Origin of the sequence: Chryseobacterium candidae (genome assembly GCF_004916905.1) — a bacterium.
GTDB lineage: Bacteria > Bacteroidota > Bacteroidia > Flavobacteriales > Weeksellaceae > Chryseobacterium > Chryseobacterium candidae.
Map to the genome: position 1 here is coordinate 51,484 of NZ_SDLV01000030.1, position 16,001 is coordinate 67,484.

The 16,001-nt window shown below is 37.5% G+C and carries 14 protein-coding genes; 9 read left to right on the top strand and 5 right to left on the bottom strand.

All coding sequences use genetic code 11. The features are described 5' to 3' along the window. Positions 1-356: 356 nt before the first annotated feature. Both EK417_RS14850 and EK417_RS14855 read left to right on the top strand, forming a co-directional pair. Positions 357-3,152 carry a SusC/RagA family TonB-linked outer membrane protein gene (locus tag EK417_RS14850; RefSeq protein WP_123279376.1) on the top strand — a complete coding sequence of 932 codons (2,796 nt, stop codon included), beginning with the start codon at positions 357-359 and terminating at the stop codon, positions 3,150-3,152. 14 nt (positions 3,153-3,166) lie between these two features. Further along, positions 3,167-4,627 carry a RagB/SusD family nutrient uptake outer membrane protein gene (locus tag EK417_RS14855; RefSeq protein ID WP_136522583.1) on the top strand — a complete coding sequence of 487 codons (1,461 nt, stop codon included), beginning with the start codon at positions 3,167-3,169 and terminating at the stop codon, positions 4,625-4,627. A gap of 63 nt (positions 4,628-4,690) precedes the next feature. Here EK417_RS14855 and EK417_RS14860 read toward each other — a convergent pair whose 3' ends face one another. Next, complete coding sequence (locus tag EK417_RS14860) at positions 4,691-5,614, bottom strand: AraC family transcriptional regulator (RefSeq protein WP_136522584.1); 924 nt, start codon at positions 5,612-5,614, stop codon at positions 4,691-4,693. Positions 5,615-5,797: 183 nt separating this feature from the next. Here EK417_RS14860 and EK417_RS14865 point away from each other — a divergent pair, with 183 nt between their 5' ends. From EK417_RS14865 to EK417_RS14875, 3 genes are all read left to right on the top strand, one after another. Then, positions 5,798-7,327, top strand: coding sequence for an aldehyde dehydrogenase family protein (locus EK417_RS14865; RefSeq protein WP_136522586.1), 1,530 nt, complete (start codon positions 5,798-5,800; stop codon positions 7,325-7,327). A 209-nt stretch (positions 7,328-7,536) separates the two neighbouring features. Then, positions 7,537-8,571, top strand: coding sequence for an alcohol dehydrogenase AdhP (gene adhP / locus EK417_RS14870; protein ID WP_136522587.1), 1,035 nt, complete (start codon positions 7,537-7,539; stop codon positions 8,569-8,571). An 89-nt stretch (positions 8,572-8,660) separates the two neighbouring features. Beyond that, the gene (locus EK417_RS14875; RefSeq protein WP_136522588.1) at positions 8,661-9,044 is read left to right on the top strand and encodes a DUF779 domain-containing protein; all 384 of its coding nucleotides are present in this window, start codon (positions 8,661-8,663) and stop codon (positions 9,042-9,044) included. A 21-nt stretch (positions 9,045-9,065) separates the two neighbouring features. Here the strand turns inward: EK417_RS14875 and EK417_RS14880 are convergent, their stop codons facing one another. Further along, positions 9,066-10,265: a dicarboxylate/amino acid:cation symporter gene (locus EK417_RS14880; RefSeq protein ID WP_136522589.1), complete on the bottom strand. Its 1,200-nt coding sequence runs from the start codon at positions 10,263-10,265 to the stop codon at positions 9,066-9,068. 93 nt (positions 10,266-10,358) lie between these two features. Here EK417_RS14880 and EK417_RS14885 point away from each other — a divergent pair, with 93 nt between their 5' ends. From EK417_RS14885 to EK417_RS14895, 3 genes are read left to right on the top strand one after another with little or no spacing between them, the layout of a single operon-like run. After that, complete coding sequence (locus tag EK417_RS14885) at positions 10,359-11,273, top strand: DnaJ C-terminal domain-containing protein (RefSeq protein WP_136522590.1); 915 nt, start codon at positions 10,359-10,361, stop codon at positions 11,271-11,273. A 3-nt stretch (positions 11,274-11,276) separates the two neighbouring features. Then, positions 11,277-11,579, top strand: a complete 303-nt coding sequence (locus tag EK417_RS14890; protein ID WP_076596096.1) for a chaperone modulator CbpM — start codon at positions 11,277-11,279, stop codon at positions 11,577-11,579. Positions 11,580-11,616: 37 nt separating this feature from the next. Next, positions 11,617-12,150, top strand: a complete 534-nt coding sequence (locus tag EK417_RS14895) for a hypothetical protein (protein WP_076596095.1) — start codon at positions 11,617-11,619, stop codon at positions 12,148-12,150. A gap of 56 nt (positions 12,151-12,206) precedes the next feature. Here EK417_RS14895 and EK417_RS14900 read toward each other — a convergent pair whose 3' ends face one another. After that, complete coding sequence (locus EK417_RS14900) at positions 12,207-13,199, bottom strand: PLP-dependent cysteine synthase family protein (protein WP_136522591.1); 993 nt, start codon at positions 13,197-13,199, stop codon at positions 12,207-12,209. A 146-nt stretch (positions 13,200-13,345) separates the two neighbouring features. Beyond that, positions 13,346-14,575 (bottom strand): ABC transporter permease, encoded by a 1,230-nt coding sequence (locus EK417_RS14905; RefSeq protein ID WP_136522593.1) that lies wholly within the window; start codon positions 14,573-14,575, stop codon positions 13,346-13,348. A 4-nt stretch (positions 14,576-14,579) separates the two neighbouring features. Here EK417_RS14905 and EK417_RS14910 point away from each other — a divergent pair, with 4 nt between their 5' ends. Further along, positions 14,580-15,791, top strand: coding sequence for an exo-beta-N-acetylmuramidase NamZ family protein (locus EK417_RS14910; RefSeq protein ID WP_076596160.1), 1,212 nt, complete (start codon positions 14,580-14,582; stop codon positions 15,789-15,791). Here EK417_RS14910 and EK417_RS14915 read toward each other — a convergent pair whose 3' ends face one another. Next, a complete protein-coding gene (locus tag EK417_RS14915; protein WP_076596092.1) occupies positions 15,792-15,998 on the bottom strand; it encodes a hypothetical protein in 207 nt (68 codons plus the stop codon). Positions 15,999-16,001: the final 3 nt, after the last annotated feature.

Consider the following 16,001-nt stretch of genomic DNA (forward strand, 5'->3'; position numbering starts at 1 on the left):
TTTTTTATATAAAATTTAAGAAAATAAGCTGTTTTTTGCTCCATTTTCTTCAAATTGGTAAATTATTTTAGTGTAAATTTTACTTAATAAATGATGTTTAAAGTTTATTTTTTTAATCATTTTTTTTAAATCAATGTAAATTGATTTAAATTTTAAAATTTATTAAAATTCTGTTAATATATAAATTGACTTATTTTTTGTTAATTTTTTAAATATATTCAAAATGATTCTTTATCGTTTTTTTAAGATGAATGTGAATCTCTCCGTTCTTGAAGCGTGTTTTCAGCATTCAACGAATTGATGTTATAGATATTTATCGACATATTTGTCGCTTGAATATATTAAAATCTGTTAATATGAATGTGAAGTTACATGTATTAAGTGCAGGAGCTTTGTTTTTTTTAGGACAAGCTGCTTTTGCACAAAAATCTAAGAATGATTCTGTTCTGAAGGAGAATAAGATCGATGAGGTAATCGTTACTGGATACCAGAAGAAAAAAGCAGATGAAATTACCCAGGCTCAGGCTGTTGTTGGGGGTGACGAAATCAGAAGAAACTCTCCTACTACATCTATTGGTAACTCTTTACAGGGTAGAGCTTCAGGGGTATTTGTACAAAGTACTACCGGGCAGCCAGGTGCTGCTGCTACCATTCAGGTAAGAGGTATTGCCGGTGTTGGTGGTTCTTCAGAGCCTACTTATGTAGTAAACGGTATGTATATGACTGCAAGACAGTTCAGTGCAATCAACCCTGCAGACGTAGAGTCTATTTCAATTCTTAAGGATGCTGCTGCGACAGCACAGTATGGTGCGAGAGGAGCAAATGGAGTAGTAGTAGTAACTACTAAAGCCGGAAAAGCTGGGAAAACTCACTATTCATTTGAAACTAAGTTTGGTTTCAGTGAAAAGCTGAGAGACAAAAATTACACCATGATGAATTCCAGGGAGTTGATGGATTTCCAGAATCAATTAGGGTACCTTGGATTTAAACCAAGAACTCAACAAGAAATGGATGCACTTGCTGCCTATGATCACAACTGGCAAAAAGATCTGTTAAAGCCTTCAAGCATTCAATCTTACTTATTCAGCGCACAGGGAGGATCCAGAGAAAGTACTTTCTATTACTCTTTAGGATATGATTCTGATAACGGGATTATCAGAGATATCGACGGACTTAAGAGATATACAGGTAACTTTGGATTTACCAATAAACTGAGTGAAAAACTAAACGTAGGGATTAACCTAGGTGTTCAGTATCAGGAAACTCAGAATTTCAGAGACAGAAACAATACGCAGAACCCATTTGGAGCCATGTATAAATATGCTCCCTATGAGCCGGTTTATAACGCGGATGGAAGTTATAATCAGACAATGAGAGCTGGTTCTAACGTTGTTGAGCAGATCCGTAACTATAGATTAGATGATCAGAGACTGAGAATTCCGGTTACTTTATTCGCAGAATATAAAATTATCGATGGTCTGAAGTTTAAAACAAACTTTAACGGACTTTTTGATTGGTACATGGGAACTCAGTGGTTGAAAAAAGGTTCAAATCTGGATATCACAGTGAACAAAGTTCCTACAGGTTCATTGAACAAAAATTCATTCTATACATTTAACTACACTTGGAATAACTCCATTAACTATAAAAAATCATATGGAGGCCACAACTTTGATTTCTTAGGATTTATCGAATATAACGATAACTACAACGAAACAATGAATGGTGGGGCTTACGGATTGAAATCTCCTGTAATTAATGTTCCATCTATTACAACACCTTCTGACAGAAATACATTTACCGGAGTTAAGGTAAGAAATACTTTATTCAGTTTAGCAGGTTTACTAAACTATGATTATGAAGGAAGATATTTGGTAACAGGATCATTGAGAAGAGATGCTTCATCAAGATTTGGTGCCAATAACCAAAGTGGTATTTTCTGGTCTGCAAGTGCAGCTTGGAATATTGCGAAGGAAGACTTCATGAAAGGTGGGTTTATTAATGATTTAAAGCTTAGAGGATCTTACGGTACAACAGGTAACGATGGTACTTTGCCTGATTACTATAATGTCAATAATATCAGCTACGGTTTATATGGTACTAACGGTACTTCATATCCTAGTACGCTTTCACAAGGTAATTTTATTATTGGGAACAGCAATCTTAAATGGGAGTCTAATGCGATTACCAACTTAGGGGTTGATTTCACAATGTGGAACAGAAGAGTTCGTGGATCCGTAGAAGTATATCAGAACAAGAGAAAAGATTTCGTACAGCTTGTGCCTTTGGATAAACAGGAAGGTGGATACTACCAGTATATCAATGCAGGAGATATGTCTCAAAAAGGTCTTGAAGTTGAATTGAGTGTAGATGTAATCAAGCAGAAAGATTTCCAATGGAATCTACATGCTAATATTTCTTTCCAGAAGTCTGTTCTTGACAAGTTAGCAGATGGTCAGTCGGAAAGAAATTTAGGAGATACTTATCTTAAAGTGGGAGAAACTCCATATGTATTCTATAATGTTAGATTTGCCGGAGTAGATCCAAGCAATGGAAAAGCATTATATTATGATAAAGCAGGAAATATTACTGATGTTTACAGTGCTTCCAATGCAGTTCCTCTTACCGATAAATCTCCATTCCCAAAAAGTTTTGGTGGATTCGGAACTACAGTTCAATATAAAGGACTTGATTTCAGTGCTGATTTCGCATTTAAGCTAGGTGGATATACTTATAACAACATGTATGCTGCTGCTGTGGATCCAACGTTGGCTGTTGCAGGTAGAAATATGGCTCAGGCGGCTGCTCAGGTTTGGCAAAACCCTGGAGATACAGGAGTATTCCAGAAAGTTGACTCAAACGGTATGCGTGATTCTGATCAGTGGATTGAAAAATCAGATTACTTAAGATTAAGATCACTTACATTAGGATATACATTTGATAAAGCATTCCTTGGAGAAGGATCACCAATTAATAAGCTTAGAGCATATGTACAGGGACAAAACTTATTTACAGTGACTAAATTCCACGGAGAACCTGAGGTTTCAGTAGGATCCGGTGAATCTACAGCATTGTTTGTTCCAGGAGCATATAACCTTTATACTTACCCTGCTGTAAGAACAATCTTGGTAGGACTGCAATTAGAATTTTAATATTGAATAGCTTTATGAAAAAGAATATAATAAAAATAAGTTTAGCTGCGTTAACCATGTTTGTTACGTTAACGTCTTGCGACAGAAATCTAGATCAAATTTCATCAATCAATGAAGATCAGGAGCAGGCAATGACCAGACCTGAAACCTTCAGACAGGCTATGGATGGAGCCTATACAGCTCTTAAAGGAGCTGGGTATTATACTGGTGATACAGGGAATCAACTTATCATGGGAGATCTTACTACAGATAACCTTGTTCGTGTAACTACAGGAAGAAATACCAATTTTGCGGCATCAAACTTCGAGTTTTCATCAGATAATTCACAAACAACAGGATTGTATAGTGCTGCCTATCTTGTAATCAGCCGAGCTAACTTTGTTTTGAAATATATCAACAATGGTGTATTATCCGGAACACAGAAAACGAATTTGGAAGCTGAAGCAAGAGCATTAAGAGCAATAGCTCATTTTGATATTGTAAGAGCGTATTCTAAGATCCCGACTCAATCTGCAGATGCAAAATCCAGTGTGGGGATTTATTACGCTGAAAAATATGAGCCTCTTAACAATACAGGATCTAGAAATTTAACTGTTGAGCAGGTTTATGATAAGATTATAGCTGATTTATTATTTGGTGCTGATAATATTACACAAAATGATGCAGATAAAGGAAGACTGAGCAAAGCTGCCATCTATGGATTGTTATCAAGAGTATACCTATACAAAGGAGACTATGCTAAAACTATAGAATATGGAGAGCTTGCATTAGGAATGTCGCCAGGCATCACTGAAAAGAAAAATTTTACTTCTCTGTGGAAAGAAGAAAATAATGCTAAGAATGTGGACGGAATTTTATTCCAGGTGTTAAATGCGGCATCAGAACAAAATACAGTAGGTGTTGCATATAATCAATCAGTCCCTGCCTTAAGATCAGAGTTTGTTGTAGATTATGATCTGTATACCTCATATACAGATAATGATGTGAGAAAACCTGTTTATTTCACTACCAGTGTATATAGCAAACAAAACTATAATCATGTAACAAAATATTCAGGAAACGGAGGGCCTGCTAATATTGTTTCAATTAAATATTTAAGAGGAGCTGAAGTATTACTAAACGTTGCTGAAGCATATTACAGAACAGGTAATGGAGCACAGGCTTTAGTTCTTTTAAATAAATTAAGAGCTGAAAGATATACTGTATTTACTCCTGGTACAGAAACAGGACAGGCTCTTTTAGATGCGATCCTGAAACAAAGAAGATTAGAGCTTGCATTTGAAAATGACAGATGGTATACATTGAAGAGATTAAACCTTCCTGTTCAGAGATCAGGTAAAGGAGATCTTTTTGACGGTACAGGTACCCCTGCTGTTACGCAGACTCTTGCAGCTGGAAGCTTCAAATGGCAGTGGCCAATTCCTATTACTGCTATTCAGGCAAACCCGAATATTCAGCAGAATGACAAATATTAAGATTTAATTTTAATATATTTTTTAAGAAGAGTCCCGGAAATGGGACTCTTTTTTGTTGTAAAGCTATCGTAGAAGCATCCTGTCCTGATAACTTTTCGGAGTCACTCCTTCCAGCTGCTTAAATACCCTTGTAAAATAGTTCGTATCTGAAAATCCCGTCTGAAAAGCGGTTTCCTTGATGCTGGTCTGGCTGGCTAACAATTCTTTGGCTCTGGTAATTCTTTCCTGCAAAATAAAATCATTAGGGGAAGTTCCCAGCTCATCTTTGAACATTTTAAAGAAGTTAGACTTGCTTACATAAGCCAGTTTGGCGATACTGTCAATAGACAATTTCTGGTGCAGATTTCTTTTAATATAATCTACCACAAAACCTATTCTGGATTTATTCTTAACAATATTTTTTTCTACCATGCCTCTTGCCTGGGTCTGCATCAGTCTGATCAGAAGCTCTTTCAAAGCAAAATCGGCCATGATATCCTTTTGTGAGTTATCATCCATGGCAATTCTCATGATATTGTTGGTAGCCGAAGCCAGCGCTTTATTATTAAACAGAAAATACTCATCCAGCTGAATATTCCATTGCGAAGTTTCATCCACTTTAGGAAGATGATAATTCAGATAATTGAGAGAATCCTCAATAAAATCAGGATTAAGGCTCAACGAAATACATTGTGTAGGCGTTTCATCTGCTTCCGGAAAATCAATGACCATTGTTTCTCCCGGTGCTACCAGAATACTTTCCCCCGGATAGTAATCAAAATAACTGGTCTTCTTATCCAGTTTCATATGTTTTTTACCTCTCAGCATCGCTGTAAATGCAATGTTCTCGAAATGAAGCTTTACATCAAAAGCTGCTTTATGAGTCTCATAAATGCTGAATTCACAATTGTTTAGATTGAATTTCGTCTGGTTTTCAACAAGACTCAATAGTTGGTTTTCCTTACGTAATTCAGGAGTATTTAATAAAATCTTACTATTGTTATTCATTTCTAAATTTTTTTGAATCGGAGGTAACTCAAATATAGAAAATTTGAGAGTATGTTGCTGTTAATAAAATACTAAAATTGAACCCCCTGCACTATTTTCCACTTTTTTAATACGATTGTGCTATACTCTTTTGGGCTTCTCAGTGTAATTTGGCGTTATCGAAAAAATAAAAACAATACTAATATGAGCACTATTACAGAACCAAGATCAACCACACTTTTACAGCGTCCGGAATTTAAAAGCAGATATGATAACTATATTGATGGAAAATTCACTCCGCCTGTTAAGGGACAATATTTTGACGTCGTTTCCCCGGTTGATGGAAAAAAATTTACTCAGGTAGCACACTCGTCCAAAGAAGATTTGGAGTTAGCGGTAGACGCAGCTGAAAAAGCATTTCAGACATGGAAGAATACTTCCCCCACAGAAAGAAGCATTATCCTGAATAAGATTGCAGACAAAATAGAACAGAATTTAGAATACCTTGCTACAGTAGAAACAATAGATAACGGAAAAGCAGTGAGAGAAACGCTGGCAGCAGATATGCCTTTAGCCATTGATCATTTCAGATACTTCGCCTCAGTGATCCGTGCTGATGAAGGATCGCATAACGAATTAGATAAAGATACTGTTTCCTTAATCGTTCACGAACCTCTTGGAGTCATTGCACAGATCATTCCATGGAACTTCCCGATCCTGATGGCAGTATGGAAACTGGCTCCCGCGTTGGCAGCAGGAAACTGCGTCGTTTTGAAACCGGCAGAAAGCACTCCTGTTTCCATTATGGTTTTAATGGAATTGATTGGTGACCTTTTACCGGCAGGAGTTATTAATATTGTCAACGGATTCGGGGCAGAGCTGGGAAGAGCTTTGGTAACCAATCCGAAAGTAGCAAAAGCAGCATTTACCGGTTCTACCGCTACAGGAAGACTGGTTATGCAGTATGCCACAGAAAATATTATTCCGGTAACATTGGAACTGGGAGGAAAATCCCCGAACGTTTTCTTCAATTCTGTAATGGACGCAGATGATGAATTCTTAGACAAAGCAATTGAAGGTGCGGTTCTTTTTGCCCTGAATCAGGGAGAGATATGTACATGTCCTTCAAGGCTCCTTGTTCAGGAAGATATTGCAGATGCCTTTATCGAAAGAGTCATCGAAAGAGTAAAAGCCATCAAAGTAGGAAATCCACTGGATAAAACCGTGATGATGGGAGCGCAGGCTTCACAGATTCAGAAAGATAAAATCCTCTCTTACATTCAGTTGGGAATAGAAGAAGGAGCAGAAGTGCTTGTAGGAGGAGCTGTAAACAACCTGGGTGAAGATCTTGAAGGCGGATACTACATCCAGCCTACGATTTTCAAAGGAAACAACAAAATGAGAATCTTCCAGGAAGAGATTTTCGGCCCGGTGCTGGCATTTACCACTTTCAAAGATGAAGAAGAAGCTGTAAAAATTGCCAATGATACCATCTACGGTCTTGGAGCCGGAGTCTGGACCAGAGATGCTCACCAGTTGTACAATATTCCACGCCAGATTGAAGCAGGAAGAGTATGGGTAAACCAATATCACTCTTATCCGGCCGGAGCACCTTTCGGGGGTTATAAACAATCAGGAATTGGAAGAGAAAACCATAAAATGATGCTCGATCACTACCGTCAAACCAAAAACATGCTGATTTCTTATAACAAGAATAAGCTAGGTTTCTTTTAATATTATTTAGGACGTGCCCGATTGCCTTGGCTTTACCCAGGGCAACACGGTCGGGCTATCCAGGGCTGCACTTCGTTTCGGTGCTTCATTGCATTCCGCACCGGCTCGTTCCTCGCCGCCCTTCCTATCCCTCACGCAAAGAACTTATCTGTTCAGAAATGAAGATAAAAAACTAATCAATCAAAATAACTCAATTCCAAAAATAAAATATGATTCCAAAAACAATGAAAGCGGCAGTAGTTCAGGGCTACGGTCAACCTTTGAAAATAGAAGAAGTACCTGTAAGAAAACCCGGAAGATATGAAGTGCTTGTCAAGGTTATCGCCTGCGGAGTTTGCCACACAGATTTACACGCGGTAGATGGTGACTGGCCTGCAAAGCCCAAAATGCCTCTTATTCCGGGACATGAAGGAGTAGGTATTGTAGTAGCCTGCGGACCGGAAGCTTTTGTAAAAGAAGGAGATGCAGTAGGAGTTCCATGGCTGTACAGTGCATGTGGATGCTGCGATTATTGTATCACAGGATGGGAAACCCTTTGTGAAGCACAGAAAAACGGAGGATACAGTGTAGATGGAGGATTTGCAGAATACGTTATTGCAGATTCAAGATATGTGGGGCATTTGAAATCTGATGTCAATTTTCTGGAGATTGCCCCAATTTTATGTGCCGGAGTAACTGTTTACAAAGGATTGAAAGAAACAGAAACAAAACCCGGAGAATGGGTGGCCATTTCAGGAATCGGAGGACTGGGACATGTAGCCGTTCAGTATGCTAAAGCAATGGGAATGCATGTAGCCGCTATTGATGTAGCCGACGATAAGCTTGAGCTGGCGAAAAAATTAGGAGCAGACCTTGTGGTCAATGCAAAAAATACAGATCCCGGAGAATATTTACATAAAGAAGTCGGCGGAATGCATGGTGCGTTGATTACAGCAGTTTCACCAATTGCTTTCAAGCAGGGAATAGATGTGTTGAGAAGAAAAGGAACGATTGCTCTCAATGGACTCCCTCCCGGATCTTTCGAACTTCCTATTTTTGAAACGGTTTTAAAAAGAATCACAGTAAGAGGTTCCATTGTAGGAACCAGAAAAGATTTGCAGGAAGCATTGGATTTTGCCAATGAAGGATTGGTAAAAGCTACAGTTACTGCGGCAAAGCTGGAAGACATCAATGATGTTTTTGATAAAATGAAAAAAGGACAAATTGACGGCAGAATCGTTTTGGATATTGCCGGCTCAAATTAATTTGATGATGTGTTGCTGATCCCGGTTAGAATGTATTTTACCGGGATCTTTTATCAATATAAGGTTTGGATTAAACCAAAATAAAAACAATGGAAACAAAAATATCAAGACTTTCCGCAACGGAACAGGCACTTGAAGTAATTGACAAGCTGGAAGAGCAATATGGCCCTTTGATGTTTTATCAGGCAGGAGGATGCTGTGAAGGAACCCAGCCGCAATGCTTTGAAAAAGGAGGCTTTTTTCCCAGAATGAACGATGCCATGATCGGTACTATTAATGGACATGAGTTCTGGATAGACCGCGACCTTTTTGAATACTGGAAATATTCACATTTTACACTCGACGTTACGGATGGTTTCGGACCTGGAGGTTTCTCGCTGGAAACTCCTTTGGGAAAGACATTTAAGGTTCACTACAGACTTTTCACTCCGGAAGAATATGAAAACCTGGAATCGGTAAAACGCAGTGAATAGTGGGGTGTAACAAAAAACAATTCAGACTTTTACAAACCGGTTGACAAACATAGCAGCAACGATATCTCCTACAGCATTCAGAACAGTAGCTAACGGATCTACTAAAGTTCCGATGATAATCACCGCAGGAATCGCTTCCTGAGGGAGTTTATAAACAGAGATCATCAGCATCTCACCAATATATCCACCGTTAGGAATTCCACCCGCTACAATACTCACAAAAACAGTAATTCCTAATGCCAAAAGAAGGTTGGCAGGATCAAAGAAATCTCTTCCAATAATTAAAAATGCCACATAGATCTTAATAATAGAGGACATAGAAGATCCGTTTTTATGCAGCGTAGTCCCGATAGGAATCACCAGATTGGCAATAGAATTCGGTATCCCGATTTTGGAAGCAGCTTGTAAATTAGCAGGCATTGTTGCAAAACTGCTGCATGTACTTATGGCTGTTAAAGTTGGGTAAATGGCATTCGTCCAGAAACTTTTGACTCCTTTTTGCCCATTCGCCATAAAAGCATAGATAGAAAAGAAGACAAGAAAATAAATAACTCCTGCAACATAATAAAGACCCAGTGGTTTTGCATAAAATCCAAAAAGCTGAGGTCCTAAAGTGGAGACCTGATAAGCAAAGTAAGCGCCTAAACCTATAGGAGCAAGTTTCATCACCAATAGAAGAAGTTCTTTCATCACTTCATATCCCGAAGCAATAAAAACCCTGAAAGGCTGCCCTTTTTCCCCCGTTTTTCTGGCTGCAAATCCTGTAAGAAAAGCAAATACCAGAAGAGCCAGCATATTTCTTCTTGAGAAAAGCTCCGTGAATTCTCCCACGGTAAAGAAACTTACAATTCTGTTACCCCATGTATCCTCATTGGCTGCTTCTGTAATCATCTCAGAACTTCCTGAAACCCCGGAAACCGGGAAAAGATATACTGCACAGATGGTAAAAATAGCAGCAATAAGAATAAAGAATAAAAAAGTAAAGGCCATTACAAGAATGATTCTTCCGAATTTAGACTGTTGCTCCAAAGAAGCAATAGAATTGGAAACAGCAAAAAATACCAATGGTACTACACTCACAAAAAGAAGATTAAGGAAAATATCTCCCAAAGGTTTAATGTATTCCACAATACCGGGAGCAACAATTCCAATGATGCTTCCAATAGTGATTCCCAAAAGTAAAAATATGATTCCGGAGTAGTTTTTCAATACATCTTTCATGTATGGCTTTTTATCAAAGATAGGTTTATTTTTAACATTCTGTTATACAATTTTCAGACCTAAAATTCATAAATTTGAGTAAACTACATTTCTATGGCTTATATAGATTACTATAAAATTTTAGGCGTAGATAAAAACGCAACACAGGATGATATCAAAAAAGCCTACCGGAAACAGGCCCGAAAACATCATCCCGATCTCAATCCCGGAGACAAAGAAGCAGAAAAGAAATTCAAAGAACTGAATGAAGCTAATGAAGTGCTGAGTAATCCGGAAAACAGGTCAAAATATGACAAATACGGCGAACACTGGAAACACGGCGAAGAATACGAAAAAGCCCAGCAACAGCAGCAAAGACAGTATCAACAGCAGAGTTACAACGGAGGATATTCCGGAGCAGACTTTGGTGAAGGGGAAGATTTTTCAGATTTCTTCCAGAATATGTTTGGCGGAGCAGGCGGCGGATTTGGTAAAAGTTCGAGAGGAAGGGCTTCCGGTAAATTCAAAGGACAGGATATAACCGCCGAATTGAATCTCAATTTAAGAGATGCTGCAACCACTCATCCGCAAACTTTTGAAATCAATGGTAAAAAAGTAAGAATCACTATTCCTGCAGGGGTGTATGACGGGCAGCAGATCAAGTTAAAAGGGCATGGAAATCCCGGTATAAATGGCGGTCCAAACGGAGATTTGTACATCACCTTCAATATTCCGGCAGATCCGGATTTTGAAAGAATCGGTGATGATCTGAAAACCAAAGTCAATATTGATCTGTATACAGCGGTTCTGGGCGGAGAAGTAAAAGTACATACTCTCAATGGAAGTGTGAACCTTAAAGTGAAACCGGAAACCCAAACCGGAATGACGGTGAGACTCAAAGGAAAAGGTTTTCCTGTCTATAAAAAAGAAGGAGAACATGGCGATCTTTTTGTAACCTATGAAGTAAAACTGCCAACCAACCTTACCGAGAAGCAGAAAGAACTTTTTGAACAACTAAAAAATTCATAAGCTATGAGTGAAAGAATATCACGGGAAGAACTCGTAAAAATCTATAATATAGAAATCACTTTTTTTGATGAGCTTGTAGATTATGGTTTGCTGAATATTCAGATTGAAAACAATATTCACTATCTGATGTATGAAGACTTACCCAATCTGGAAAAATTTGCCAACTGGCATTATGATCTTGAAATAAATCTGCCTGGTCTTGAAGTGATTCATAATATGCTGAAAAAACTGGATGCTCTGAACCGAAGAAACAGAGAACTGATGAATAAACTTTCTGCCATAAGTGATCAATATGAAGATATTTAGTTTAGTTTTGTAGCTTTTTAAAGCCAACTCTATAATTATGAATGAAGAAAAGGTTATTACACTAAAACCGGACAGAAAAATTTTTGAAGATATTTATTTTAGCGGTAATCAGGGAAGTCTGCTTTTTTCACCCACTACAAAAGGTAAAACTATTGCCACCATTGCAGCAGCGGTAATTGTTTTCGTTGTTTTTCTTTTCAAAGATCTTTTAAGTAAAGAAAGTGTGGGAATTTTATACTTTTTAAGCTTTATATTTTTGCTTTGTGCTGTTTTTTTGTCTGTAAGCGTTAATAAAGTGTCAAGATGGAAAAAGCAGGTGAATCATTATCTGAGTACGCTTGAAAGATGTAAACTATACGAAATAAGATTTGATAATAACTTTTTCACAGTGAATATTGATGGCGAAAAAGAAACCAGCGAATGGAAAGATTTTGAATATACTGAAAGCAATAACGAGTTTATTTCTCTTGAAGGAAAATACAGCTATATGTTTCCCAGAAAGGCGATGAGTGAAAAAGAGTACAGTTTTCTCAAGAATACACTAAAAGATAAAGTGAAAATCGATCAATAAAAACCAAAAACGGAGCAAAATTATTTTGCTCCGTTTTTGGTTATTGATAAGTTAGCTTATTTGCTTTCTTCCAGCCATCCCATTTCCTTCATCCACTCATCATTGTAGATTTTTCCTACATATCTTGAACCGTGGTCATGAAGTAAAACAACAATGACATCATCTTTGGTGAACTGATCTTTCATCTGAACCAGTGAAGCAATAGCACTTCCCGCAGAATATCCGCATAAAATACCTTCTTCTTTAGCCAGTTTTCTGGCATAGACAGCTCCGTCTTTATCGGTTACTTTTTCAAAATGATCAATCACAGACATGTCATAGTTTTCAGGAATGATGTCTTCCCCGATTCCTTCTGTAATGTATGTATAAGCGTGGTCGTAATGCAGTTCACCTGTTTCGTGGAATTCTTTCAGAATAGAACCGTAAGTATCCACTCCGATTACTTTGATGGCTGAATTTTTTTCTTTGAAAAATGTTCCACATCCCGTAATTGTACCTCCTGTTCCGGCTCCTGCCACAAAATGAGTCAGCTTTCCTTCTGTCTGTTCCCAGATTTCCGGAGCGGTAGACTCATAATGAGCTGCTCTGTTGGATAAGTTGTCGTATTGGTTCACATACCATCCGTTTTCTGTTTCTTTTGCCAGTCTTTTGGAAACTGAATAATAAGAACGTGGATCAGTAGGTTTTACGTCAGTAGGACAAACAATTACTTCAGCCCCTACAGCACGAAGAATATCACATTTTTCTTTAGACTGTTTTGAATTGGTTACAAAGATACATTTGTACCCTTTGATGATGGCAGCCAGTGCCAGTCCCATTCCTGTATTTCCGGAAGTTCCTTCGATAATAGTTCCTCCAGGTTTTAGTCTGCCGTCTTTTTCAGCATCTTCTATCATTTTAAGAGCCATTCTGTCCTTTACTGAGTTTCCGGGATTGAAGGTCTCTACTTTTGCTAATACTAATGCCGGAAAATCTTCACCTAATACTTTGTTAAGCTTTACCAGCGGTGTGTTACCTATCGTTTCAAGGATATTTTTTGCGTATTTCATAAATGTTTTATAAGCGGCGTAAAGATAAGGCTTTTAAAATTATCTGCGCTGTGGATAACATGTGGATAAGTTGTGGATAACACTGAAATCAATTGAAATACAACCAATAACTTTCAATTATCAATTATCAATTATCAATTATAATGTTAGTTGTACTTAATTGCTTTCACCGGAGAAATCTTACTGATCAGGTAGCTCGGAATAATCAAAGCCAATCCAGAGATGATAAGAATTCCTACTGAGATGGAGATAATGGCAATCGGATTAAGATCTACCGGAACTGTACTTACATAGTAATTTTCAGGATTAAGTTTAATGATTCCAAAGAATTTCTGGATTAAAATCAATCCCAATCCTATGGCATTTCCATACAAAAGTCCCGGAATCATAATAATCAGGGTATAATTGATGAAAGTTGCCCTTATCTGTGAATTGCTTGCTCCCAATGTTTTAAGAAGACCAATAGAATTGGTTCTTTCAATAATAAGGATCAGAAGAACCATAATGATATTGATAACCACTACAATCAGCATGATGATGATGATTAAAGCAATATTGGTATCAAAAATACTGATCCAGTCTGTAATCTGCGGGAATTTTTCAGTCGCTTTTTCTGCATAGTTTTTATAACCGATCAGTTTTTCAATATCAGGAAAATCTTTGTCAATATCATTCACGTTTTTCAGGAAAATATCAATTCCGCCAATTTCATCAGGTTTCATATCCTGAATTTTTCTGGCATGGTTAATTCCTCCTATGACAAATTGTTCGTCAATGAGCTTGATATCAGTTCTGTAAATACCGATCACTCTGAATTTACGGTAAAGCGGTTTCTGATCAGCTTTTAAAAATACGGTTACAATGCTGTCATTCAATTTAAGATGCAGGTCGTTGGCTACTTTCTGCGAAATGGCTACATCACTATTGAATCCTTTTTCCGTTACCTTTGGAGTAGTTCCGGCTATAAGGAATTTTTTAAATCTTAAACTGTCAAAATCTTTTCCTATTCCTTTAAATATAATTCCGGCAAAATTATGCTCATTACGCATAATTCCGGTAACTGTAACATATTTTTGAGTGCTTTCCACATCGGGAAGCTCTTTTATTTTGGCAATATTCAGTCCCTGATTATCCAGTACAGAAGTATTGTATGAAGAATTCGAACGGGTGGATCTTACGGTAATATGTCCGCTGAAATCAGCCAGTCTCTCTTTGATCGCTTTTTTGGAACCAAAACCGGTGGCTACGGTAATTAAGGAAACAATTATTCCTAACGCTACGGAAAGCCTGCCAATGAAGATGATAACCCTTGAAAGGTTATTTTTGTTATCTTTGGAAAATGCTATTTTTCTGGAGAAATATAAAGGAAACTTCAAGCTTATGAATTTAGATTTCAAAATTAAAAATTTACTTCTGATTTGCCTAATTTTTTTAGGAGTATTCAATCAATATTATTCTCAGACTCAAGTTCAACCGGATTTTAAAACGGGTGCCGACCAGCCTGAAATCTACCTGCCACTTTTAAAAAATAAAACAATCGGAGTGGTGACCAATCAGACAGGTTTAATGAGTGATAAAACCCACCTGGTTGATTTTCTGGTAAAAAACGGGATTAAAATCAAGTCTATTTTTGCTCCGGAACATGGTTTCAGAGGAGATGCTGATGCAGGTGCAAAGGTAAAAAACGGAGTAGATGTGAAAACAGGAATTCCTATTGTTTCTCTATATGGAAATAATAAAAAGCCAAAACCGGAACAACTATCCGGAATTGACATTGTTGTTTTTGATATTCAGGATGTCGGCGTGAGGTTCTACACTTATATTTCCACTTTGTCTTACCTGATGGAAGCAGGTGCTGAAAATAATGTGGAGATCATGGTTTTGGATCGTCCCAATCCCCATGACGGATATACTGACGGACCTGTATTGAGAAAAAAATGGACCAGTTTTGTTGGACTACACGAAGTTCCTGTAGTCTATGGGCTGACAATAGGAGAGTACGGAAAGATGGTTAATGGTGAAAAATGGCTGAAAAATGGAGTTCAGGCTCAATATACGCTTGTTCCGATGAAAAATTATCATAAAAAGCAGCGTTATCCTATGCTTGATAAACCTTCACCTAATTTACCCAATGATAAAGCCATCAATTTATATCCAAGCCTTTGTTTTTTTGAAGGCACTCAGGTTTCTGTAGGAAGAGGAACAGATTTTCCTTTTCAGATTTATGGGTCTCCATGGACGGAAAATTTGCCTTATCAGTTTACTCCAAAACCGAGTTATGGGGCTAAAGATCCCTTTCTGAACGGCAAGCTGTGTTATGGTGAAAACCTTTCCAGTTATCCTAAAGATCTACGAGAATTGAATCTTGAGTGGGTCATCAAAGCGTATCAGAATTATAAAAATTCTGAACTAGACTTTTTCCTAAAGCCTGCTTCCGGGAAAAATTTTTGGTTTGATACTTTATCCGGAACTGATGAATTGAGAAAACAGATCATCGCAGGAAAATCAATTCAGGAAATTAAAGTTTCATGGAAAAAAGATCTGGAAAGTTTCGAAAAGATCAGAACCCGATATGTGATATATGAAAATTAATTAATCAAAATTCTGGGGCGGATTTTTATCATTTCTGCCCTTATTTAATATAAAAAGTCCCACAGTAAGCCCGACAACTCCGGCAAAGGCAGTCATTAATGCTCTTTGTAATTTATCAGGAAGATCATTCCCGATATAATTCATTAAAAAAAGAATCACAAAAGTGATCACTGAAATGATAATATGATTTTTTCCGAATAGCTTCATTGT